The organism is Leifsonia sp. A12D58, from assembly GCF_047530025.1.
Lineage (GTDB): Bacteria > Actinomycetota > Actinomycetes > Actinomycetales > Microbacteriaceae > Cryobacterium.
The window spans coordinates 205,663-228,475 of sequence record NZ_JBLJAT010000004.1 but is presented as its reverse complement, the minus strand read 5'-3'; the positions used below and the strand labels follow the sequence as shown (position 1 = coordinate 228,475).

Here is a 22,813-nt window from a genome sequence, read left to right as displayed (position 1 = left end):
GAGAGCATGTAACGCCAGAGAATCCGACGATAGAGGACGGGGGTGGAGCATCATTCTTGTCCTTCCTCGGTGGGCGTTTTCACGCCCGAAAATCCTCCGCCTGTCAAGGAACTTGATTTTCAGCACTCTACTAGAGCAGGATTCTTGGTATCAAAACCACACTGGTTGGTACCCCAGACCAGACCTCTCGGTAGACCAGACCTCTCGGTAGACCAGACCTCTCGGTAGCGAGGCATGAGTGCTGCCGAGGGTGTGAGTTAAGTCCGATACTGAGCGAGAAATGAGATTGCGATGAGTGAATCAGACAAGATCAAGAATGCCGCAGAAGAGGCGCTCGGCAAGGTAAAAGAAGGCGTCGGCAAAGCAACAGGTAACGACTCCCTCAAGAACGAAGGGCGAGTCGACCAGGCGAAGGCCAACGTCAAGCAGACGGGCGAGGACGTCAAGGACGCCTTCACTAAGGACCACTGACCATGAATATTTTGCTTGTCGTCATCATCGTGGTGGCGATAGTGCTGGCGATAACCGGCGGAATGGTCCAATCACTCAATTTCCTCCTGTGGGTGGGCATTGTTCTGGCGATCATCGCCATCATCGTCTGGCTTGTGCGAATGATGTCAGGACGCAGCACCTAACTGACCGTAAGGCACCTGGCCTGGCCAGCTCGTCAGCCTGAATAGTCGGCTGGCGAGTTGGTCAGGCCTCTGTGCTGTCAGGCGGGGTTACTTGTGCGGGTCGTCACCAGCCGAGCGATCCCCTGCATCCCCCTCGTCATCCCCAATCGGGTCGAGGCGGATCGATTGCTTCTTGTCATGATCTGGCTTCGGGTCGGCCGGCTGCTCAACACTCGGAACCGTCATGGGGTCTGCCGGAGTTTCGGTGCTGCCTGTACCGTCCGAGTCGTCGGCGTTCCTGTCGTTAGATTGTGGATCGACCATGGGTAGCTTCCCTTCGTATCGTCTCGTATCGTCGCGGATTCACGTCGTGGTCCTCTCTCCACGCTATGCAGAAATCGCCCGGGGTGTCCAACGGGTTGACAACCTCGACCGATGTTTGCTGATGATTGATACGCCGAAACCAGTTGAACTTGAATGGAAGGAATCCAATGAACGATATGTCACAGGACCCCACAACCAAGTACCACACCGGCGGTTTTCCGAAGCAGGAGCAGGATCAGCCCGGGCTCACCGCAGCAACTGAGCCTCGCCCCGACCACGGCGAATCGAGTTATGCAGGCAGCGGTCGCCTTGCCGGCAAACGGGCACTCATCACCGGCGGTGACTCCGGAATCGGTCGAGCAGTTGCTCTCGCTTTTGCCCGCGAGGGAGCGGATATCGCCATCTCGTATCTGCCAGAGGAGCAAGCGGATGCCGACGAGACTGCAGAACTGGTGCGCGACGCCGGGCGCGCTGCGGTATTGCTGCCCGGCGACATCCGCGACGAGCAGCACAGCATCGACATCGTCGAACAAACGGTCAAACAGCTCGGCGGCCTCGACGTCCTCGTTCTAAATGCCGCGTACCAGGAGAACCGAGACGGGCTTGAGTCACTGCCGACCGAGGAGTTCGACCGGGTATTCAAGACCAACCTGTACGCACCGCTATGGATTGCGCGCACGGCGATCCCGCATATGAAGCCCGGGTCGTCGATCATCTCCACGACGTCGATCCAGGCGTCGAGTCCCTCACCTGAGCTCATCGACTATGCGATGACCAAGGCTGCACTGGTTGCCTTCACCCAGGCGTTGGCCCAGCAGCTGGGCGAGTCCGGTATCCGGGTCAATGCAGTGGCACCCGGACCGATCTGGACACCGCTTATTCCTGCAACATCCTGGCCAGACAAGCTTCCGACGTTCGGTCAAGAGACCCCGCTCGGACGGGCGGGCCAGCCAGCCGAACTTGCCGGCGCCTACGTGTATCTCGCATCAGACGACGCGTCGTACACGACCGGAGCGATCATTCCCGTCACGGGCGGTCGAGGCTTCTAGCTAGCGGGCGAGGCGCCGGCCAGCCGCAACGGGGGCAGGCCGGCCTCAGCTCGTCACCAGCCGCGGCCGCAACTCGCGCTCGAAGAAATCGAAGAACCCGTCGGGGTCGGGGCCTGCGTTGTTGAGTGCGACGTGGTCGAAACCTGCATCGGTGAACCTGCCGATGACTTCGAGGTGACGTTCCACGTCCGGTCCGCACGCGAATTGTTGGCGGATGTCGTCTTCGCGCACGGTGGCCGCGGCTGCCTCGAAGTTGACCGGATTGGGGAGTTCGGCCATGACCTTCCAGCCGGTCACTGCCCAGGCCGACGTTTCGTGAGCGGCCTTGACCGCCTCAGCTTCGGTGGGGGCCCAGGCGAGCGAAGCCTCGCAGTAGAGCGGTCCGGTGCCACCCGCCTCACGATATCCGCTCACCAGGGAACTCTTCGGCTCGGTGGCAAAAATTCCATCGCCATGCTTGGCTGCAATGGCCACCGAATCGCGGCCGCTTACTGCGATGGCCAGGGTCGGCAATACCTCGGGGAGGTCGAAGATGCGGGCATCCTCGAGCTTGAGATACTTTCCGTCGTAGTTCTGGTAGCCGCCCTGCCAGAGCAAGCGGATGATGTCGAGTGCCTCCTGGAAGGTCGCGTGGCGCTCGTGCACCCCGGGGAATCCGCGTCCGATGATGTGCTCATTGAGCCGCTCGCCTGAGCCGACTCCGAGAGTGAATCGTCCGTCGGACAGCAGCGCCAGGGTGGCAGCGGCCTGCGCGATGATCGCCGGGTGGTAGCGCACGCTCGGGCAGGTGACGCCGGTGCCGATGCCGAGTGTCGTGGTCTTCGCGGCAATGGCGCCGAGCACCGACCACACAAACGGCGAATGCCCCTGCGCCTCAACCCAAGGGTGAAAGTGGTCGCTCATCTCAACGAAATCGAAGCCGACCTGCTCTGCGCGCACGGCTTGACGAACGAGTTCTTGTGGGCCGAATCCCTCGGCCGCGAGCTTGTATCCGATTTTCATGCTTCAACGCTACGCAGCCACAAGCACAAGGCAAGGCGGTTGCGGGCCGATCACTGAGGGCCTACCGTGACCCCATTTCTACTGGCACCGGTGCTGGCTCAATCGCTGTCAAGCAGCTGCGCTCTCGCCGGCGCCCGCCCGCGATGTGAACGAGCGCAACCGCAGGCTGTTACCCACGACGAACACGCTGGAGAACGCCATCGCGGCACCGGCGAGCATCGGATTCAGCAGCCCGAGCGCCGCGAGTGGGATCGCCGCCACGTTGTAGGCGAAGGCCCAGAACAGGTTTGTCTTGATCGTGCCCAGGGTGCGACGGGACAGCCGGATGGCATCCGCCGCGGCACGCAGGTCACCACGCACGAGAGTGATGTCCGCGGCCTGGATGGCGGCATCCGTTCCCGTTCCCATCGCCAGCCCGAGGTCCGCCTGGGCGAGCGCCGCAGCATCGTTGACGCCGTCGCCGACCATGGCAACAACGCGGCCTTCTGACTGCAAGCGGATGATGACATCCACCTTGTCGCTCGGCATCACCTCGGCGATAACCTCGGTTATCCCCACCTCGGCGGCCACCTGTTCGGCAACTGCCCGGTTGTCTCCGGTGAGCAGGATCGGGGTCAGACCGAGGCCCTTGAGCTGCGCGATTGCCTCCGCGCTGGTGGCCTTGACGGCGTCCGCGACAACGAGCACGCCGCGAGCCCGACCGTCCCAGCTGACGGCGACTGCGGTCTTGCCCTCGGATTCGGCGGTGGCTTTCGCGAGCGCGAGTGGCTCGGGAAGCGCCTGCGACCAGTCAGCCAGCAGGCTGTCACGGCCGACGAGCACGGCGTGGCCGTCGACGATTCCCTGCACACCCTTGCCCTCGACGTTGGTGAAGTCCTCGGGCGTCGGCAGCAGACCGACCTCCTGGGTGGCACCCTTCGCGATGGCCTGCGCGATCGGGTGCTCTGAGGCATCCTCCAGTGCACCGGCCAGGCGCAGTAGTTCTTCGCGGGACGTACCGTCGGCAGTGAATACCTCGAGCAGGGTCATCTTTCCTGTGGTGACGGTTCCGGTCTTGTCAAGCACGATCGTGTCGACCTTGCGGGTGGATTCCAGAACTTCTGGACCCTTGATCAGGATGCCCAGTTGGGCCCCGCGACCGGTGCCGACCAGCAGGGCCGTCGGCGTGGCCAGACCGAGCGCGCACGGGCAGGCGATGATGAGCACCGCGACGGCCGCAGTGAAGGCTGAGGCGAGCGGGAAGCCGAGCGCGATCCACGCGATGAGCACCACGATTGCTATGCCGATGACGATCGGTACGAAGATGCCCGAGACTCTGTCGGCGAGGCGTTGCACCTCGGCTTTGCCCGACTGCGCGGCCTCGACGAGCTTGGCCATCTGCGCGAGCTGGGTGTCAGATCCGACGCGCGTCGCCCGCACGACCAGACGGCCACCGGCGTTGACTGTCGCACCGGTCACGGCATCCCCTACCCCGACCTCGACCGGGGTCGATTCACCCGTGAGCATGCTGGCATCCACTGCCGAACTACCGGTGACGACCACACCATCTGTGGCGATCTTTTCGCCGGGACGAATCACGAACTCGTCGCCAACGGCCAACTGTTCGACCGGGATGAGTGTTTCGACGCCGTCCCTAATCACGGCAACCTCCTTGGCCCCGAGCCCGAGCAGGGCACGCATGGCGGCTCCGGCCTGGCGCTTGGAGCGCTTCTCGAAGTAGCGGCCGGCCAGCACGAACATGGTGACGCCGGCGGCGACCTCGAGGTAGATGTTGGCGGCACCATCGCTTGGGGCGACGGTGAATTCGAAGGCGTGCTTCATGCCTGGCATCCCCGCGGTTCCGAGGAACAAAGCGTAGAGCGACCAGAGGTAGGCGGCGAGGGTGCCGACTGAAATTAGAGTGTCCATGGTGGCGGCACCGTGGCGCAGATTGACCCAGGCCGCCTTGTGGAACGGCCATGCTCCCCAGATGATGACCGGAGATGCCAGCGCCAGCGACGCCCACTGCCAGTATTCGAACTGCAGGGCAGGGATCATCGCCATCGCGACCACCGGAACTGACAGCACAACGGATGCGATCAGCCGCTGCCGCAGAGAGCTGAGCTCCCGGTCGGCGGATGTGACGGGGTCTTCGGTGGTGCCTGTGTCTGTGTCGCCGCCGGCCCCGGACCGCCGGGGCTTCTTCGATACCGGCAGCGCTGCCGAGTAACCGGTCTTCTCGATCTCGGCAATCAGGCTCTGCGGGTCGAGGTCGCTGGGGGCAGTGACGGTAGCTTTCTCGGTGGCGTAGTTGACCGTTGCGCTCACGCCGTCGAGCTTGTTCAGCTTCTTCTCGATCCGCATCGCGCAGGAGGCACAGGTCATTCCGCCGATCGACAGCTCAACGATGGCGCCCGGCGCTTCTGGCTGGGCCGATGATACGGACATTGTGACTCTCCTTGTTGCTTCTGCGTATTGCGAATTGCGTGTTGCCCCGCTTGCTGCTGCGGTTCTGGCTGATTAGGCGCGGAACGGTGAGGCGCGGAACGGTGCTGGCTAAGAAACGCGTACCGCCGCGTATCCGGCCTCGTCGACAGCAGCGATCACGGCTGCGTCGTCAAGTGCGGCCTCTCCGGTCACGACGAGGCGGCCGGTCTTGGCGCTGACGTCGACGGATCCGACGCCGGTCACCTGGCCGACTTCTTCCCGTACAGACATCTCGCAGTGCCCACAGGTCATGCCGGTCACCTGGTATTCGATTGAGGCCAATGCCCTCTCCTTCGGTTCACGTTGTCAGGTACCCCTCAGGGGTACTGGCGTGGTCAACGATATACCCCCATGGGGTATTCCCGCCAGTGCTCGGGCGCATCTCTGCGTCGGGCATTTGTGCGCCACAATCAGCACAAAATCGCCTCAGCAATGGGGTGACTGCGAGCGAGCCAGCTGGCTCATGGCGTGATACCCGCCCGCCCACGCAGGGGTCGCCCATTTCCGCTAGTTCGAGCGCTGCCGCGCTAGCGAAACTGGGCGACTCTGAGTAACCGCTTTTGATTTGAGCGGGTAGCCTGCAAATATGACCGACAAGCCAAGCGTCCTCTTCGTTTGTGTGCACAATGCTGGCCGTTCCCAAATGGCGGCCAGCTTTCTTCGTGCCGTCGCCGGTGAACGCATCGACGTCTTTTCGGCCGGATCTGAACCCGCCGACCAGGTGAACCCGGTCGCCGTCTCAGCCATGGCTGAGGCCGGTATCGATATCGCGAACAATGCCCCGTGCATCCTCACGAACGACCTAGTACTGATTTCCGACGTGGTCATCACGATGGGATGCGGCGATGCCTGCCCGGTCTTCCCCGGCAAGCGCTACGAGGATTGGCAGCTCGACGACCCGGCCGGTCAGGATCTCACGACAGTCAGACGCATCCGTGACGACATCAGGGAGCGTATCGAGCGCCTGGCTGGCGAGCTTCTCGTTCTGTAGTCCATCCCCAGCACGAGTCGACAAGCACGCTCAACACCCCGTCACACGCGCCTTGATTGCCTATCGAAGTCGTATGTACCAAGCACAGTTCGTCCCGCAGCAGACGCCCGCGGGGCCATATCGACGAGCGCGATCTGGGTCATGGTCAGACGCTCGCCCTCGTGCACCTGTTTCTGACCCTTGATGGTCACGTGCGGCCTGAAACGGGCGCCCGTAAATGCTGACTCATCAGGAATTGCTGCCAGCGGTCTTACCGCGTCGATGAGGTCACGGTGCAGCCGAGCGAGCGCTTCATTTTCGTCGATGAGCGTCACCGGAATGTTCTCCCGACGTCCGAACATTTCCTCGCGGCCTGCGGTCACCATCAATGGGGCATCCGGGACCCGAACTGATGCGATCGCTGCGGCAATCGCCGCCAGCTCCGCATCCGTGTGGAATGGCGGCAGCACCGTGATGTGCAGCGGCCATTCCTTCACCGCAAAGCTGTCGCCGTCGCGCAATGGCGACAGCGGCAAGACAACAACAAGGCGGGCCATACCCACATTTTATGGGCGAGGACTCCTGGCCGCAGTCCCGGCCACCCACGTCTTATACCCGCCATCGAGGTTGGTCACCCGATGACCGAGCTGCGTCAACAACCGTGCGGCGGTGTGGCCGCGCTGACCGACCTGGCAGTGCACGACGAGCTGCGCATCGGGCAGCTCAGCCGCGCGCTGACGCAGCTCATCAAGCGGGATGTTAACCGATCCGTCGATTGCGCCGTTGCCGAATTCAGCAGCCGAACGCACGTCGATCAGCACGGCACCGGCATCCCTGGCTGCATCGAGTTCATGCCATTGCAGGTTACTCACCGTGCCGGTAGCCAGATTCTGGGCGACATAGCCGGCCAGGTTGACCGCATCCTTCGCCGAACCGTACTGCGGGGCGTAGGCGAGTTCGAGCTGTGAGAGCCTCGAAGCAGACAAGCCGGCGGTCATGGCCGTTGCGATGACATCGATGCGCTTGTCGACGCCTTTGCCCCCGACGATCTGCGCGCCGAGGATGAGGTCGGTGTCAGCGTCGATGAGCAGTTTCAGTGCCATCTGCTCGGCGCCCGGGTAGTAGCCGGCGTGAGATGACGGATGCGTGTGCACGATTCGGTGCGCCCGTCCGGCGGCCACGAGTCGCTTCTCGCTCCAGCCGACCATCGCCACGGTGAGGTCGAAGACGCCGACGATCGCCGTACCGAGTGCGGGCAGGCTGGGTTCAGAAACGCCACAGATGGCATCGGCAGCGGTGCGACCGTGACGATTCGCGAGTCCGGCCATGGTAACCAGCGTCGCTGCCCGGTCGACGGCATCCACTTTTTCGACTCCGTCACCAACGGCATAGATCGACGGATCATTCGTGCGCTGGTGCTCGTCGACGGTTATGCCGCCCGTCGCACCGACGCTCAGACCGGCCCTAGCTGCAAGCCCCGCGTCGGGCTGCACTCCGCGTGCCTCGATCACGAGATCGGCGCCGAAGACCGAGCCGTCGTCCAGGCGCACGAGGCCGTCGTCGAGGCCGGTCACTGTGGAGTTCAGGCGAACGTCGACGCCGCGGGCGATCAGGGCGTCGAGAACAGGCGTGGCCATCTCCTCGTCGAGGGGTGAGAGTACCTGCGAGCCGCGCTGCACGAGGGTGACATCCAGGCCACGCTTGACGAGATTCTCGACAGCTTCAAGACCGATGAAGCCGGCGCCGATGACGACGGCCCTGGCCGCTGATGACGTCGGTATACCCGTTCCATGCCCAACCTCGGTCAGGATGGCGGTGATGTCGTCGACATCGTTAACCGTGCGCAGCGTGCGTACCGGAATCGATCGGCCGGGCAGACCCTCGCTGGCTCGGGCGCCGGCCGCGAGAACCAGGGAGTCGTAGGCCTCCTGGAACTCCACACCGGTCTCGACGTTGCGCACAACGACGACCTTCTGGTCGCGGTCGATGCTTGTCACTTCGTGCAGCACCCTGACGTCGAGTCTGAACCTGGCGGCCAGGGCTTCCGGCGTCTGCAGCAGCAAGCTGTCGCGGTCCTCGATCACGCCGCCGACGTAGTACGGCAACCCGCAATTGGCGAATGACACATAGCCGCCGCGCTCGAATACAACGATCTCGGCCGATTCATCAAGCCGACGCAGGCGCGTTGCGGCCGACATCCCGCCGGCGACGCCGCCGACGATCACGACCTTCTTGTTACCGATGTTCTCTGAGTTCACGTGCAGCTCTCCTTGATTTCCTCAACGCTAACATACCCCCGGGGGTATAAGCTGAGAGTGAGACGAGAGCGGACCGCGTTCGGTTAGGCCAGGGTCAGGAACAGCTTTTCGAGCTCTGCCTGGTCAATGCTGGGGTCTTCCTGCGTCAAGCACTGCTGGAGCGCGGTAGCGATGATGGCAAATCCGGCCTTGTCGATGGCGCTCGAGACTGCAGACAGCTGAGTCACGACGCTCTTGCAGTCGCGGCCCTCCTCGATCATGCGGGTCACGCCGGCCAGCTGCCCCTGGGCTCGCTTCAGCCGGTTGATGACTGCCTTCATGTCGGTGGGGTCGATGTCCACAGTGCCTCCCTGGCCAGATGGGTATCCGTGCAGACTACACCCCTGGGGGTATTAATTGACTGATCGAGTCACTGCTGGTTGTGCCCAACAAGGAGGTACAGCACCGCGGCAACCCCCAACATGATTATCGAACCGGCAACCGCGGCCAGGGGCCAAGCGCTCACTGCGCGCAAACTGCCGGATTCGGTCAGCTCGGCATGGGTACGCCGGTAGCGGTAGCGCACGCCCACATAGGCGGCGAGCGCCAATCCGAGGCCGGTCAGGCCGACCATCGCAGAGGCGAGTCCGTATTGCGGAGCCGCAAATCGCACGGCAGCGGCCGATGCCACTCCGAGGGCGAGCATGGTTCGCTGCCAGGCCAGGAAGGTGCGCTCCGGTTGCAGCCCCGGATCGAACGGCTCATCGCCGTTGGACATTAGAGGAACATCCCCACAGCGACCAGTGCTGCCGCGAGCACCACGCCGGCGGCCAGTATTCCCGACAGAGCGGGGGCCGGCAGTGGGCGGTTCAGGCGCAAGGAGCGCTCGACCCGCATCCAACTGATCCAGGCATGGATCGGAGCAAGGATGCCGAGTGCCACGAAGATCGCCGCGGCGGCGAACCGGAGGCCTTCCTGCACTGGGATCTTCAGGGCTTCAAGCGCGACTCCCGCAGCAATCAGAGCGAGAGAGGTGCGGATCCAGGCCAGAAATGTGCGTTCGTTGGCCAGGCTGAATCTGGCATCCGCTTCGTCTCCCTGTCCGTAGACCGAATTGGGGAAGCGCTTGGTCGCCATTAGTTGTCCTCTCCGGCACCGGCAGTGGCGAGCCACGCCTGCACGTCATCCAGCAGTTCTTGCTTACGCTCAGCCGAGGCGAACGAACCCGTGATCGAGTTCTGTGCGAGCCGGGCAAGCTGAGCAGCACTGAGCGCGAACGTGTCCCGCAGCTGCGCGAAGTTCTCACCGACGTAGCCACCGAAATAAGCAGGGTCATCAGAGTTGATCGTCACAACCAGGCCCTGCTCGAGCATCTGCGGAAGCGGATGAGCCGCCATGTGCGTCGTCGCCCCGAGGCGGATGTTCGACAGCGGGCAGACAGTGAGGGGCATTGCGCTCTCACGGAGCCGCTCGACCAGCAGATCGTCATCCAACGAGCGGATGCCATGGTCGATCCGCTCCACCTTCAACAGGTCAAGAGCCTCCCAGACATACTCGGCCGGGCCTTCTTCGCCGGCGTGGGCGACAACATGGAGACCGAGCTCTCGCGCACGATCGAAGACCGTGACGAAGAGGCTCGGCGGATAGCCGACCTCGGCCGAATCGAGACCGACGCCCACGAGATCACCTGCGCGGTCAGCGATGCTCTCGATAGTTGCGAGCGCCTCATCGACCGGGCTGTCGCGCAGTACGCAGAGGATGAGGCCACCGGTCATCCCAGACTCCTCGCCCGCGATGCGGAGCGCATCCAGTAGCCCGTCGATGACGTCGTTGATGTCGACACCACGGGTGGTGTGCGCCTGCGGGTCGAAGAAGATCTCGGCATGCCGCACCCCGTCGCGCGCCGCGCGGCGCAGGTAGGCAAGTCCCAGCTCTTCGAAGTCTTCGCGAGTCTGCAAGACCGCCATGCAGTCGTAGTAGAGGTTGAGGAATGACTGCAGGTCCTCGAATTCGTGCTGGGCGCGCAGCGCCTCGACCGATTCAAACGGTAGCGACACCTGGTTGCGCCTCGCGAGTTCGAAAACCAGCTCGGGTTCGAGCGTTCCCTCTATATGCAGGTGCAGCTCGGCCTTGGGCAGCGTGACGAGGTCTGCTGCCCCTGTTGCGGTTGCAGTCGTGGACTCGGTCACTGGTGCGCTCCAACTTTCACTCGGTCGACGTTTCATGCGGCCGACGTTTCATGCGGTCGACGTTTCATGCGGCCGACGGCGGCCGAGGAGTTCGGCCATCTGCTCAAGAGTATTGCCGCGCGGCGACGCGCGCACGGTGGAGCCTCCGCGGCTCCTGCCCCTGTCTCTCTGCGTGCTGCTGCGGTAAGAACAAGGTATGACGTTCCAGGAGGTAATCGAGTTCATCGGCAAGATCGTCGATGCGGCCGGTGTCGCCGCCATTGTGATCGGTGCCTTCGTCTCATTCGCGCTCGCTGTCAGCCACATCTCGAAGCATCAGAGCCGGGTCTACCAGTCGTTTCGCCGCTCACTGGGACGATCAATTCTGCTCGGACTTGAGCTACTCGTGGCGGCCGACATCATTAGAACGGTCGCAATCACGCCGACTCTCGAGAGTGTGGCCGTGTTGGCCGGCATCGTACTCATCCGCACCTTCCTCAGCTTCTCGCTCGAACTGGAGATGACCGGTCGCTGGCCTTGGCAAAATCAAGAGAAAGCCGAGCCCGAAGAACTTCCTACTGCCGGCAGTTCCCAGTGACTTGGGCTGCTCTGCCTGTGCACTCCAACCCAGGCAGCTCAGCATTTCGGGCATCCGAAAACATGCCAAAACGAGCATATACACGCTTCAGAGTGCTTAGATAGATGTATCGAAGGGGAGTAGTTCCCACCGCCTGATGATTCTCTGCAGTGCATTTGCGCAGAGAATCCAGGCGACGCGGTACGTCGACATACTGGCGGTCATGGTGACCAGCCCGGCGTGCCACCTCCAGCAGTGGAGGCGAGCGAGACCTTCGGCCATTCTCATTGGCCGAAGTCTTTTGCGTGTCGAAAAGCTCTCGGTCATGACCAGACCGAAAGACGCACATGCCTGCCCCCCTGATTCGTCGCATCCTGTTGTGCCTGGCGATCGCAGCTCCAGCACTTGTATTTCGTGTGACTGGATTCGCCCCCAATCCCGTCGTCGATCTCGTGATCTTCGGCGCTGCCGTCGTCGCAGCCTCATTCGTACTGGCGTGGGCCGCCGAAGCAGCCCAGAAAGATATCTCCGGCGCCCTCGCCATTGCCATCCTCGCGCTGATCGCAGTGCTGCCCGAGTATGCGGTCGACCTCTACTACGCATTCAGGTCGGGGTCGGATGTCGCCTACGAGCAGTTCGCCGCAGCGAACATGACTGGCTCCAACCGCCTACTGCTCGGCTTCGGCTGGCCACTTGTCGTCTTCGTCGCCCTGTTCGTTGCCCGTCGGGCCGCGAAAACCCGCGGCCTCAGCGGAAAGGCGCTCCCCCGCGCCCTCCAGCTGCCCGGCAGCAGCCGCCTCGACATCGGCGTGCTCGCCATCGTCTCGATCCTGGCGTTCACCATTCCGCTGATGGGCACCATCGCGATCTGGGTCGGCGTGGTGCTCATCCTGATCTTTGTCGCGTACCTCTGGCGTGCCAGCCGCGTGCCGGATGACGGCGACGAGGAGTTCGTCGGCGTTGCTGCGCTGATCGCCGATATGCCGCAGACCAAGCGACGTATAACTGTCGTGTCGATGTTCGTGGCATCCGCTGCAGTCATTCTGATGGCGGCAGAGCCGTTCGCTACCTCACTGGTCGACTCGGGTAGCTCGCTCGGAATCGACAGCTACTTCCTGGTGCAGTGGCTCGCCCCGCTGGCGTCTGAAGCGCCCGAGTTCATCATTGCGGTGTTGTTCGCCCTGCGCGGCATGGGTGCAGCGGCGATCGGCACGCTGATCGCCTCAAAGATCAACCAGTGGACGCTACTTGTCGGCTCTCTGCCGATCGCACACTTCTTCGGCGGTGGCGGGGCCGACCTCGCTCTCGACCCTCGGCAGGTCGAGGAGTTCGTCCTCACCGCCAGTCAGACGGTGATGGGCGTGGCCATTCTGCTTGCCCTGCGATTCCACCGCTGGTCGGCGTTCGCCCTGGTCGCACTGTTTACCGTGCAGTTCGCCGTCACTGATACGACCGGTCGATATGTGCTCAGCATCATCCATCTGGTCATCGCGGTTGGCTTGCTGGTCGTCCACCGGCGGGAGATCGTGCCGACGCTCGCCGCTCCATTCCGCAGGAGCCAGCCGGAGCACGCCGGCGAGTTGGCAGGGGCCGGTGTTGCTTCGGTCGGGGTATTGGCAGAGGTTCCGGCTGGAATTTCGGCGGACTCAGCTGGTTCGGCTGGGGTTTCGTCAGATAACAGTGGCCGTGCCGGACACGACGATTCCGCCCTGCTCAGGAATGTCGACCACAAGTAGGCTCGGCCGCCCGACATGTCGACCCTGGTGGATGCTTACGCGCTCGGGAACCTCGACGAGGCCAAGCTCTCGCAGGTAAGCCCCGACTGATGCCGCAGCGGAGCCCGTCGCGGGATCCTCATCCATCGTGCCGACCGGAAACAGGTTGCGCGCTTCTAACTCGGCCGGGTTGATCACGCGCAGGATGGTGACCGTGCCGGCCCAGCCCTGCTCATCCATCAGTGAGCGCATGGCATCCGGGTCGAACGTGAAGCTGTCGAAAATGGTCCGGTCGGCCAACACGATCACCGGATGCGTGTTGCCGGCGAATGCCAGACGCGGCGGGTATGACGGGTGCAGGTCGGCGGCAGTGACGGTGGTCGCGGTATCGGCGGTGGGTGTGGAGGCATCCGCTGGAGCGCTCGTGCGCAGCAGGGAGAGCAAGCGCGCCAGCACGGTCTCGTCGATCGGATCGACGTGGGGCTCGACGCTGGTGAAGGATGCCATGGTGCCGGCATCCGTTTGCTGGATGTCGATTCTCACCTCGCCGATCTGCGTCTCGAAGATCAATCCGTCCAGCTCGTCGCGCGTGGCCAGCGCTACCGCAGTGGCAATCGTGGCATGGCCGCAGAACGGCACCTCGGCGGTGGGAGTGAAGTAGCGGATGCCCACCCGCGACGGCGCGGCTGGGGTGGCCGGCCTGGTGATGAATGCGGTCTCGGCATACCCGATGTCTGCGGCGATCTGCTGCATCTCTGGATCGGACAGCGCACTCGCGTCGAGCAGCACGCCGGCCGGATTGCCGCCTGATGCCTCAGACGCGAAGGCGGTCAGTCGAAGCACGGTGGGGATGGAGTCACTCATGCCGTCAAGATTAGGGCAGATGGCGCTGGCTGCTGGGGTCTACGGTGTCAGTTTTTTGAGCATCCGCGTCGATGTCATTTCGTAGCCCAGAGATTCGTACAGTCCGCGTGCCGGTGCGTTGAAACCGAAGACGTTGAGACCGAGTGTCGTTCCGCCGCGTTCGCGAACGACGGCTTCGGCTAGCAGCATGGCAGCGCGACCGAGGCCCTGACCGCGGTGGTCGGCGTTGATGGCGATGTCCCACACCCACCAGGCGGAGGACTGCTCAGCCGTGTGCGGGCCGATCCAGAGGTATCCGGCGGGTATGCCGCTGGTGAGGACGGTGAAGACCAGGTGGTTGTCGGTCGGGACGCCGGCCGGAAAGTAGCGCTCGAACGACTGGTCGACACTGACCTGGGCCTGGTCACGCGATTCGCCGGCGCGAAGCAGGTCGTCGAGATACTCAGCCTTGCTCGAGACGAACCAGTCGTGAAGCTCGGTCTCGGTCATCGGCGTGAGCGTTGTGGTCATGGAGCTCATTCTTTCAGGCGGTGGCGTAACGGCCTGCCGATCGAGCCTTAGCCTTCGCGGCTTCGACCTCCCTGTCTTTCGGCGGAGCTGCGCTGACAAGGTCGTCGAGCAGATGCCGCGAAATGTGGGCAATCTCTGCGACGGCGGCCTCGAATGCTTCAGCGTTTGCCTGAGATGGCTTGGTGAATCCGCTGATCTTGCGCACATACTGCAGCGCAGCGGCATGCACCTCGTCTTCGGTTGCGGCCGGTTCGAAGTTATAGAGCGTATGGATGTTTCGGCACATACGTTAACGGTAATTACTGGTGAGCCGATTGGGGAAGGGCTGTTTTAGTCTTCTGCGGAGACATAAAACAGCCCCTCTCTGAAACCTAGGACTGATGGATCTTTACAGCGTCCCTGATCGCTGAGCTGTGCGAGTAGATCTCGTCCAGAGACTCAATAGGGTGACGAGTCTCGACCTTATCTGCGTCAAAGAGACCGATGTACTTCTGCTTCTTGCTGTTGAAGTGCAGTCGAGCGATGGGCTTGCGGTTGTTGTCGTCAAGCAGAATCGCAAAGTACGACTTTGCATCACGATGGGTGACCCTCTGCGGCTTCACCTCGCTGCAGGCGATGGCCTTCACGATCTGATAACCCTCGAGTTCCTCGAGAGTCGTGTCGATTTCTGTATCCCGGTCAAGGTCGTCCATGGCAGCCGGCTGGCTGGTGATCACCTCGGGCTCTGTTGACGCGGCTGGGGTGAAGTTTGATCCTCCCAATGCCGTCTTGAGCCGGTCGTTTACCTGGTCATTCAAGAACTGTTTTGTTGCCTTCGTAACCAACGAAGTGAACTGTTCCCGAACCTTCTGGGTGAAGGCGCCTTCGTAAACCCGAGTCGTGAAGAAACGGATCCACTCATCTTGCGGGTCTTTGAACTGAGCAGCGATCGTGCGCTTGATCTGCCCGATGTATTTCAGTTCTTCTGCAGCACTAATAATCGAGTCAAGATCGAAGATGTCCTTGGTGAGCTTTCGGAGCTCCGGGATCAGCGTCTCGTCTATGTCAAGGAGATCGAGCACGAGGAACGGCTTTTCATCCATACGGTTCGGCGCATCGAGGTCAGTGTAGAACTGGTAGACCTCACCATTCGTCAAGACAGCGATCCGAGCGTTCGTGACTGCGAAATAGCGGAAGAGCTGAGAGGCGTGCTCAATCCTGAGAGATTCTGTCGACTTCTTGCATTCGATGAGGATCTGCACCTCGCCATCACGCATGATGGCGTAGTCGACCTTCTCACCCTTCTTCACACCGACATCGGCCGTGAACTCCGGAACGACCTCCATTGGGTTGAATACGTCGTAACCCAAAATCGTGGAGATGAAGGGCATTACGAAAGCATTCTTCGTCGCTTCCTCGGTCTGAATTGCGTCTTTCTGGTTACGCACCTTTGAGGCCAGCGCCGCAAGCAGTTCCGCAAATTCCATTGTTCTCCCACTTTGTGCTCACTCAGTCATGATGATGAAAGGCGAGGTTGTTATATCGATTGTGTTGTCCGACCGAAGAATCGGCGTTGCACATGCTTAACGCTACGGCCATCGGCACTGCCGATCTGGACGCCCGTGTCACCACTTCGGGTGCCAAGGCGGGTCTTGGGGGGAGCCCCCGGTCGTCGAAGTCACACTACGGCGCCCTGACCGCTATCGACATTTGCTCCGAGTGCATGAGGCCCCCTGCGGGAGGCGGATGCTGTGCGGGTCATTGTCGCAGCTAGCGCACATGCGGCCGGATTCCAGCAGACCGCCCCGTGCTGGACGGAGGTCGAGCGGCTACTTCCTGTTTCGGTGCTAGCTTCGGCTCACCCGCAGCGCAATTCATCAGCTGGTATTTCCTCGTGTGGGCGCTGCTGGCTATGCAGCAGCGACGGCTGCGGAGGAGCTGGCACTGGCGCGGTGTTGTCCGCCGGGCCGCCACGTTCGGGTGGGGTCAAGCCAGGGCGGTGCCTTCACCTGAGGCGACCCGTTGACCATCCGAAGCTTCCAACCGGACGTCTCAATACTGTGGTGGTGATACCAACACAGGAGCACTCCGTTACTGATGTCTGTCTTCTGGTTGATCACCCACGGGATCACATGGTGGCCTTCTGTCCAGGCGGGCGGGGCGGTGCAGCCCGGGATGACACAGCCTCCGTCGCGGGCGGCCATCGCCCGGCGCTGCCTCCGATTGAAGAACCGCTCCTCGTGACGAAGCTCCAGGATCTCGTTGTTCTCGCCGAGCACGATCTCTTGGAAGCCACCGGCGCAGATCATCTGCTTCACGGTGCGCATCGAGACCGGCGCCTCGACGCCATCAATCCAGCCGACACCGTGGTCGTCGGCGAGATCGCGGGCATTCACATGCACCATCACTGTCGGGGCAGAACCACCCATGGTCGGCGTTTTCGGGTCGCGGGCTGCGTGGTCGAACACGGCGCGGAAGATATCGGCGCGCTTCTCACCGGTAGTCCGGTCATCGAACGGGATCGGGTCGTCCGGGAGCTCACCGGCATCGATGCGGGCCTGCCGCTCGGCCTCCGCGGCTTGTTCGGCAGCAGACGGGAACACCGGGCCGCTGTTCAGCGGGGCGGTGAAGCCTGCGGAGTCGGAGTCGGAGTCGGAGTGAGGACCCGAGTCCAGGTCTGCGCCGGTGCTTTCAGTGGCGCTCGCTTCTCGTGCGGACGCGCCGTCCGGGTCGGCCAGATGGGCATCCGGAAGCAGCCCGCCGTTACCTGGAGTCTCGGTATGGGCGGAGAGGTAGGTGTCGGTGATTCCGTCCATGATGCCGCGCAGCTCGGGCGTGACCCCACCCCTCAGCGGATAGAGGCCGTTACGGAACGGTCCGAATCCGATGTTGCTGCGCGCCTCATAAATATCTTCGTTCGGAGCCACCCCATCGGGATCGAGACGGGCCGCCCACACGGTCACCTGCCCGCGAATCGAGTCCGCATCGAACGGGAACCCGGCGTTGGGCATCCCCTCGGTCAATTCCGACTCGAGTCCCGTCGCGGCAGCGACCAACGCGCCCTCGGCAGCGCCGAGCAGGTCGGGATCCACCCGAGAACGCAGCTCACCAAGTCCGGTCACGATGGCCTCGGCAGCATCGACGCCCAGATCGCCACTGGCCAAAGCATCGGCAACGACCGGGAACAGCGGTGGCAGAACCTGCGTCAGCTCATACCGAGGGCGCACCTGCTTACCCAGCTTCAGGCGTCGCGCCACTTCACGGCCGGCCGCCCTGGTCACCAGGATGATGAGGTCGGTGCCGTTGCTGCAGCCACGCTTACGGGACAGAGAATCCTTGCCCAGCCACTTCGCCGAACGCCGCTCCACATCGACCGCCACCACAACCCGCGCCATATCCGCCACCCGACCGAGAGCTTCAACCGAACCCAGGACCCTGATCGAATCGTCGTCACTCAACCGAGCAAAATCGATACGCGCCACCGCCGCGGCACACTGCCGACGAGCCTGATCGAGGGCGTCAAGGGGAGACAGCTCGACTGTTACGTCGACAGATGCTGATACCGGCTCTGGCGCGATGAGAGTCATGACGTGATCACCACCGGAATGACAGTCGTCGGGGCTGGAGAGCGACGCAGATCGCGAGTCGTAAAGCGACCATTTTGACGAACCGAGGCTGCCGCCTCTGTGGCCAGCTCACGTGCATCCCTGAGCGCTACGGCGGCGGCTACCAGAACTGCCATGAGCACCGTGCGACGGGATGCGGGGATGTTTTCCATACCGCAATTCTCCCAAGAAGTGAATACTTCTTCGATAGATATCAGGCATCTGTGGACAAGTCGGACGCCCTCGCACCTGTGGAGGAATCGACGGATGGGGGGGGGGGGGGGATCCGCCCCGCGAAGGCATCGAATCTTCTCCACACTGTCGATCACGCCTTTGCTCATTCGTCATATGGATATCGGCCGCCCAGTGCGACCATTAACCAGCAGACCAATCGGAAGGACGCCCTCATGCGTTACTCACTCCTCCTGCACAACCCTGAAGCACAAGATGCCGGGGTCACCGAAGAAGACATGGCTCCGTTCCGGGTCGCCTTCGATAACTACGCGAAGTCACTCGAATCCGCCGGAGTACTCATCTCGGCAGACATCCTCCAGCCCGTCGCCGCGGCAACGACACTCACCCTGCGAAACGGCAGCCTGCAGATTCAGGACGGACCGTTCGCAGACACCAAAGAACAACTCGGAGGCACCTTTGTCATCGAAGTTCCCGATCTGGATGCCGCCCTCGCCTGGGCCGAAAAGTGCCCGGGCGCACAGTACGGCGTGATCGAGATTCGACCATCCGCCATCGTCTTCGCTGACGGACAGTGGCACAACCTGACATGACCGCAAAGGCGCGGGCCGAGAGTGTCGCCCGCGTCTCATACGGTCGGCTGCTGGCCATCCTCGCTGCGCCGACCGGCGATATTCCCAGCGCCGAAGACGCCCTGTCCGACGCATTCGTGCAAGCTCTCACCACCTGGCCAGCCGGGGGCATCCCCATCAATCCGGATGCGTGGATCCTCCAGGTGGCACGCAACCGACAGCGCGACCGCTACCGTTCGGCGGCCTACAGAACGTCGAGCCCGCTCGACATCCTGAAGTACTCGCAAGCTGCAGGCCGCACGACCCAGAGCAGCAACAGCAGCGCCAGCACCGTCACCGGCACCGGCACCGGGGTCGGCACCAGCGCCAGCACCGACCCCACGGACCCCTTCGACCTCGACGCGATTCCCGACAAACGTCTCGCCCTCCTGTTCGTCTGCGCACACCCGGCCGTCGACGCCGGCATCCGCACCCCGCTGATGCTGCACACCGTGCTCGGGTTCGAGGCAGCCCAGATCGCTCAGGCGTTCGCGATTCCGGCCCCAACGATGGCGCAGCGCCTGGTGCGCGCGAAACGGCGCATCAAGGATGCCCGCATCCCATTCGTCGTGCCGGAACGCGCCGACATGCCCGCTCGGCTCCCCGCCGTGCTCGAAGCGATCTACGGCGCATATGCCATCGACTGGCAGCTCGTATCTGGCATCACCCTGCGCGAATCACTCGCGGCCGAGGCTCTCTACCTCGCGACGACGCTTGCCGATCTGCTTCCCGATGAACCCGAGGCGCTGGGCCTCGCCGCACTCATCTGCTTGTCGCTGTCGCGAACGGATGCCAGACGCAACAGCACACAGGACTTCGTGCCGCTCCAGCACCAGGACACGTCAAAGTGGAACCGAACTCTCATCGCCAAGGGCGAGACGTATCTGTCCCGCGCCCACGACGCTGGGCGCCTCGGACGATTCCAGCTTGAGGCCGCCCTGCAATCAGTGCACTGCGCACGCGCATTCACCGGCACGACTGACTGGGCGGCACTGCGCACCCTCACCCAAGCGCTCATCCAACTCGCGCCGACGCTGGGCGCCCTGGTCTCTCTGGCCGCCATCGAAGGCGAGATTGACGGGCCAGAGGCAGGGCTTGCCACTCTGGATGCGGCAGAAGCGGCAGCAATAACAGCCGACGCCAGTCGCAGCACCAGCACCAGCACCAGCACCAGCACCGCAGAATCGCAGTTCCAACGGTTTCAGCCCGCGTGGGCGACACGCGCCCATCTGCTGCGCGCCGCCGGGCGCCACACCGAGGCAGTCATTGCATTCGAAAAGGCGATAAGTCTCACGACGGATCCCGCAGTGCGCCACTATTTGCGCGCGCTCAGCGAGCGGCGCTGACGGCTGCCCGCGACATCCGCTGAACGCAACGCGCTTCGCCGAACTACGCCGGGGCCCCCGTGATGTTCACGAGCCAGCTGACGCCGAACTTGTCGTTGCACATACCGAACCAGTCGCCCCATGGCGCCTTTTCCAAGGGCAAGGTGATGGCGCCCCCTGCACTGAGCTTGTCCCAGTATCCGCGCAACTCGGCCTCGTCTTCGCCGCTGAGCGACACCGAGTAGCTGTTGCCAGACGTGAGTTCCATGGTGTTCGGCGTATCGGAGCCCATCAACACAAGCCCATCGGTGGTAGTGAGCTGGCCGTGCATGACCTTGTCTTGTTCGGCCGGATCATCACTGGCGTGGAACTCACCGAACGTGCTTATCGTCAGCTCGCCCCCAAACACCGACTGATAGAATTCCATCGCTTGCTTCGCGGTGTCGCGGAAGCTCAAATATGGGTTGAGCCTGGTCGTCATGATGCACACTCCCTTGTCGTTTTCGAACGAGATTCGTCGTGTTCAAACGAGACTTTTGCCTGCGGTCTCTCATCTCCTCTGATTAAAGTCTCGTCATCCGGCCACAGATAGCCCCCAATTTTTTGATCAAGTCCGGCGAGCTCAGAAACAGGCCGAGTGCGTGAAACCGCATTAGCCTGACCACTGAGATCACGGACGCCCGCGATATTCGGAGAAAACCGCGCATGAGTGACCAGCAGTCGAAAACGCCAGAGCGCCAGACTCAAAAAGTGCGTTCCATCGGTGTTCTCGCCCTCGCGGGAATGGTCGTCGGTTCGATGGTCGGCGCCGGCGTCTTCTCGCTGCCACGCAACTTCGCGACATCCACCGGTGCCATCGGCGCCATCGTGGCCTGGACGATTGCCGGGGCAGGGATGCTCACCCTCGTGTTCGTGTTCCAGCGGCTTGCTGTACGCAAGCCCAAGCTCGACGCCGGCATCTATGCATATGCCAAGGCCGGCTTCGGCGACTATGTCGGTTTCTTCTCGGCATTCGGCTACTGGGCAAGCGCGTGCGCAGGCAACGCCACGTATTGGGTACTGATCGGGTCAGCACTGGGTGGCCTGTTCCCTGGATTCGGCGCAGGCGACACCGTACTCGCCCTAGTCGTGTCGTCAGCGGGCGTCTGGCTCTTCCACCTGGTGATCAGGCGCGGCGTGCGCGAGGCCGCGATCATCAACTCGATCGTGACGATCGCCAAGCTCGTTCCCCTGGTGCTCTTCGTCATCATCATCGTCATCGTCGGTTTCAACTGGCAGACGTTCACGCTGAACCTCTGGGGAACACGGCAGCCGGATGTCGGCGCGCTGTTCGGTCAGATCCAGTCGACCCTGCTGATCACTGTCTTCGTGTTCCTCGGCGTCGAAGGCGCGACGGTTTACTCGCGCTACGCCAAGAACCGCCGGGATGTCGGCCGTGCCACGATGCTCGGCTTCCTGGGGGTACTCGCGCTGTTCGTCCTGGTGAGCCTGCTCTCGTATGGCGTGCTTCCGCAGGGTGACCTGCAGGGGCTTCGCCAGCCGTCGGTAGCCGGCGTGCTGGAATCGGTCGTCGGACCATGGGGATCCTGGATGATCAGCGTCGGGCTGGTGATTTCGGTGCTCGGCGCCTACCTCGCATGGACGCTAATGGCCGCCGAAGTGCTGTATTCAGCAGCGAAGAGCGAGGATGCACCGCGCTTCCTGGCCAAGACAAGCAAGCGCGGCGTTCCGGTTGCGGCACTCGCGCTCACGACGCTTCTCGTCCAGGGGCTGCTTGTCGTCACTCTGTTCTCCGAAGACGCCTTCAGCTTCATGCTGAAACTGTGCAGCTCGCTGGCACTGATCCCCTACCTGCTGACCGCGGGGTACGCGCTCAAATTGGAGAGTCGCTCGAGCGACGATCCGGCAGGGCGCTCACGTCGGGGTCTCATCACCGCCATCCTCGCCACGATTTACACACTGTTCCTCGTGATCGCCGGTGGATCCACCTATCTCTTCGTCTCGACCATCATCTACGCACCGGCCACGGTGCTCTACGTCATCGCCAGGCGGGAACGAAAGCTCCGCGTCTTCAGCCCCGTGGAGTGGGTGATCTGCATCGCGGCGCTCCTGATCGCCGCTGTCGCCATCGTTTCGCTCGCGACAGGCTGGATCACTATCTAGGGTCGCCAACTCGCTCCGGTAGACGTACTGTCGGGCTCCATACCGCCCATTCATCGACGAAGGGAAGCGCTATGGTGACGGCAACGTGGAGTGAGTTCACCGCGGGAATGACTCCGAACGACATCGCACTGCTCGAGGCATTTCGCTCACGAGCTCTCGCGTTTCCAGACGCACACGAGGTGGTTCACCGCACCGAGCTCCAGTACGTTCGCGCCCGAATCTTCGCTGCATCGTTCATCACAGCTCATCGCCTCGAGATCGCGATCGATCTGCTGCGGGAAGTGGAGCATCCGAAACTCCGATCGTCGTTTCCGACGACCAAACGGGTATTCACGCATCGGTTCTCCTTCGAGCAACTCAGCGATCTCGATAAGTCGATCGATGCGCTACTGGCCGAGTCATACGAAACCGTCGGGCCTGGAACCCCTAAGTGAATACAGGG

27 protein-coding genes are annotated in these 22,813 nt (G+C 62.7%); 10 read left to right on the top strand and 17 right to left on the bottom strand.

The window, feature by feature from the left end:
• The first annotated feature begins 291 nt into the window (after positions 1–291).
• Both ACMT3I_RS11830 and ACMT3I_RS11825 read left to right on the top strand, forming a co-directional pair.
• Positions 292–471, top strand: a complete 180-nt coding sequence (locus ACMT3I_RS11830) for a CsbD family protein (protein ID WP_414804686.1) — start codon at positions 292–294, stop codon at positions 469–471.
• A 2-nt stretch (positions 472–473) separates the two neighbouring features.
• A complete protein-coding gene (locus tag ACMT3I_RS11825) occupies positions 474–635 on the top strand; it encodes a hypothetical protein (RefSeq protein WP_414804685.1) in 162 nt (53 codons plus the stop codon).
• 87 nt (positions 636–722) lie between these two features.
• On the opposite strand, the gene ACMT3I_RS11820 is transcribed toward ACMT3I_RS11825, so the two are convergent.
• Positions 723–938, bottom strand: a complete 216-nt coding sequence (locus tag ACMT3I_RS11820) for a hypothetical protein (protein ID WP_414804684.1) — start codon at positions 936–938, stop codon at positions 723–725.
• A gap of 167 nt (positions 939–1,105) precedes the next feature.
• Here ACMT3I_RS11820 and ACMT3I_RS11815 point away from each other — a divergent pair, with 167 nt between their 5' ends.
• Complete coding sequence (locus ACMT3I_RS11815; RefSeq protein ID WP_414804683.1) at positions 1,106–1,987, top strand: SDR family oxidoreductase; 882 nt, start codon at positions 1,106–1,108, stop codon at positions 1,985–1,987.
• Between the two features lie 45 nt (positions 1,988–2,032).
• Here ACMT3I_RS11815 and ACMT3I_RS11810 read toward each other — a convergent pair whose 3' ends face one another.
• From ACMT3I_RS11810 to ACMT3I_RS11800, 3 genes are all read right to left on the bottom strand, one after another.
• Positions 2,033–2,989: a TIGR03557 family F420-dependent LLM class oxidoreductase gene (locus ACMT3I_RS11810; RefSeq protein ID WP_414804682.1), complete on the bottom strand. Its 957-nt coding sequence runs from the start codon at positions 2,987–2,989 to the stop codon at positions 2,033–2,035.
• 108 nt (positions 2,990–3,097) lie between these two features.
• Positions 3,098–5,416: a heavy metal translocating P-type ATPase gene (locus ACMT3I_RS11805; RefSeq protein WP_414804681.1), complete on the bottom strand. Its 2,319-nt coding sequence runs from the start codon at positions 5,414–5,416 to the stop codon at positions 3,098–3,100.
• A gap of 108 nt (positions 5,417–5,524) precedes the next feature.
• On the bottom strand, positions 5,525–5,737 hold the full coding sequence (locus ACMT3I_RS11800) for a heavy-metal-associated domain-containing protein (protein WP_414804680.1): 213 nt from the start codon (positions 5,735–5,737) through the stop codon (positions 5,525–5,527).
• A 304-nt stretch (positions 5,738–6,041) separates the two neighbouring features.
• On the opposite strand from ACMT3I_RS11800, the gene ACMT3I_RS11795 reads away from it, so the two are divergent.
• Positions 6,042–6,446 (top strand): arsenate reductase ArsC, encoded by a 405-nt coding sequence (locus ACMT3I_RS11795; RefSeq protein WP_414804679.1) that lies wholly within the window; start codon positions 6,042–6,044, stop codon positions 6,444–6,446.
• 41 nt (positions 6,447–6,487) lie between these two features.
• Here the strand turns inward: ACMT3I_RS11795 and ACMT3I_RS11790 are convergent, their stop codons facing one another.
• The 6 genes from ACMT3I_RS11790 to ACMT3I_RS11765 all read right to left on the bottom strand — a co-directional run bounded on the left by ACMT3I_RS11790 (position 6,488) and on the right by ACMT3I_RS11765 (position 10,851).
• On the bottom strand, positions 6,488–6,982 hold the full coding sequence (locus ACMT3I_RS11790) for a 2'-5' RNA ligase family protein (RefSeq protein WP_414804678.1): 495 nt from the start codon (positions 6,980–6,982) through the stop codon (positions 6,488–6,490).
• A gap of 9 nt (positions 6,983–6,991) precedes the next feature.
• Entirely contained in the window at positions 6,992–8,683 is a 1,692-nt protein-coding gene (locus ACMT3I_RS11785) for an FAD-dependent oxidoreductase (RefSeq protein WP_414804677.1), read from the bottom strand.
• An 83-nt stretch (positions 8,684–8,766) separates the two neighbouring features.
• Positions 8,767–9,003: a metal-sensitive transcriptional regulator gene (locus tag ACMT3I_RS11780; protein WP_414804831.1), complete on the bottom strand. Its 237-nt coding sequence runs from the start codon at positions 9,001–9,003 to the stop codon at positions 8,767–8,769.
• A gap of 89 nt (positions 9,004–9,092) precedes the next feature.
• Complete coding sequence (locus ACMT3I_RS11775; RefSeq protein WP_414804676.1) at positions 9,093–9,440, bottom strand: DUF202 domain-containing protein; 348 nt, start codon at positions 9,438–9,440, stop codon at positions 9,093–9,095.
• The gene (locus tag ACMT3I_RS11770; RefSeq protein WP_414804675.1) at positions 9,440–9,799 is read right to left on the bottom strand and encodes a YidH family protein; all 360 of its coding nucleotides are present in this window, start codon (positions 9,797–9,799) and stop codon (positions 9,440–9,442) included. The genes ACMT3I_RS11775 and ACMT3I_RS11770 overlap by 1 nt, the downstream gene beginning before the upstream one ends.
• The gene (locus ACMT3I_RS11765; protein ID WP_414804674.1) at positions 9,799–10,851 is read right to left on the bottom strand and encodes an adenosine deaminase; all 1,053 of its coding nucleotides are present in this window, start codon (positions 10,849–10,851) and stop codon (positions 9,799–9,801) included. Before ACMT3I_RS11765 ends, ACMT3I_RS11770 begins: the two co-directional genes overlap by 1 nt.
• 196 nt (positions 10,852–11,047) lie before the next feature.
• Between ACMT3I_RS11765 and ACMT3I_RS11760 the strand changes: the two genes are divergently transcribed.
• Both ACMT3I_RS11760 and ACMT3I_RS11755 read left to right on the top strand, forming a co-directional pair.
• Positions 11,048–11,428, top strand: coding sequence for a DUF1622 domain-containing protein (locus tag ACMT3I_RS11760; protein WP_414804673.1), 381 nt, complete (start codon positions 11,048–11,050; stop codon positions 11,426–11,428).
• Between the two features lie 326 nt (positions 11,429–11,754).
• Complete coding sequence (locus ACMT3I_RS11755; RefSeq protein ID WP_414804672.1) at positions 11,755–13,143, top strand: sodium:proton exchanger; 1,389 nt, start codon at positions 11,755–11,757, stop codon at positions 13,141–13,143.
• Here ACMT3I_RS11755 and ACMT3I_RS11750 read toward each other — a convergent pair.
• From ACMT3I_RS11750 to ACMT3I_RS11725, 6 genes are all read right to left on the bottom strand, one after another.
• On the bottom strand, positions 13,078–13,986 hold the full coding sequence (locus tag ACMT3I_RS11750) for a PhzF family phenazine biosynthesis protein (protein WP_414804671.1): 909 nt from the start codon (positions 13,984–13,986) through the stop codon (positions 13,078–13,080). The genes ACMT3I_RS11755 and ACMT3I_RS11750 overlap by 66 nt on opposite strands.
• Before the next feature lie 39 nt (positions 13,987–14,025).
• A complete protein-coding gene (locus ACMT3I_RS11745) occupies positions 14,026–14,496 on the bottom strand; it encodes a GNAT family N-acetyltransferase (protein ID WP_414804670.1) in 471 nt (156 codons plus the stop codon).
• A gap of 13 nt (positions 14,497–14,509) precedes the next feature.
• Positions 14,510–14,782 (bottom strand): DUF2277 domain-containing protein, encoded by a 273-nt coding sequence (locus ACMT3I_RS11740; protein ID WP_414804669.1) that lies wholly within the window; start codon positions 14,780–14,782, stop codon positions 14,510–14,512.
• Between the two features lie 85 nt (positions 14,783–14,867).
• Positions 14,868–15,962, bottom strand: a complete 1,095-nt coding sequence (locus ACMT3I_RS11735; RefSeq protein WP_414804668.1) for a type I restriction endonuclease — start codon at positions 15,960–15,962, stop codon at positions 14,868–14,870.
• A gap of 423 nt (positions 15,963–16,385) precedes the next feature.
• Positions 16,386–18,062, bottom strand: a complete 1,677-nt coding sequence (locus ACMT3I_RS11730; RefSeq protein ID WP_414804667.1) for a DUF222 domain-containing protein — start codon at positions 18,060–18,062, stop codon at positions 16,386–16,388.
• Positions 18,059–18,253: a hypothetical protein gene (locus ACMT3I_RS11725; protein ID WP_414804666.1), complete on the bottom strand. Its 195-nt coding sequence runs from the start codon at positions 18,251–18,253 to the stop codon at positions 18,059–18,061. The genes ACMT3I_RS11730 and ACMT3I_RS11725 overlap by 4 nt, the downstream gene beginning before the upstream one ends.
• Positions 18,254–18,487: 234 nt before the next feature.
• Between ACMT3I_RS11725 and ACMT3I_RS11720 the strand changes: the two genes are divergently transcribed.
• Positions 18,488–18,865 (top strand): YciI family protein, encoded by a 378-nt coding sequence (locus ACMT3I_RS11720; protein WP_414804665.1) that lies wholly within the window; start codon positions 18,488–18,490, stop codon positions 18,863–18,865.
• Entirely contained in the window at positions 18,862–20,229 is a 1,368-nt protein-coding gene (locus tag ACMT3I_RS11715) for an RNA polymerase sigma factor (RefSeq protein ID WP_414804664.1), read from the top strand. The genes ACMT3I_RS11720 and ACMT3I_RS11715 overlap by 4 nt, the downstream gene beginning before the upstream one ends.
• 43 nt (positions 20,230–20,272) lie before the next feature.
• On the opposite strand, the gene ACMT3I_RS11710 is transcribed toward ACMT3I_RS11715, so the two are convergent.
• Positions 20,273–20,689, bottom strand: a complete 417-nt coding sequence (locus ACMT3I_RS11710; protein ID WP_414804663.1) for a VOC family protein — start codon at positions 20,687–20,689, stop codon at positions 20,273–20,275.
• Between the two features lie 224 nt (positions 20,690–20,913).
• On the opposite strand from ACMT3I_RS11710, the gene ACMT3I_RS11705 reads away from it, so the two are divergent.
• Positions 20,914–22,371 carry a basic amino acid/polyamine antiporter gene (locus ACMT3I_RS11705; protein ID WP_414804662.1) on the top strand — a complete coding sequence of 486 codons (1,458 nt, stop codon included), beginning with the start codon at positions 20,914–20,916 and terminating at the stop codon, positions 22,369–22,371.
• A 71-nt stretch (positions 22,372–22,442) separates the two neighbouring features.
• Positions 22,443–22,805 (top strand): DUF5655 domain-containing protein, encoded by a 363-nt coding sequence (locus ACMT3I_RS11700; protein ID WP_414804661.1) that lies wholly within the window; start codon positions 22,443–22,445, stop codon positions 22,803–22,805.
• Positions 22,806–22,813 lie beyond the last annotated feature (8 nt).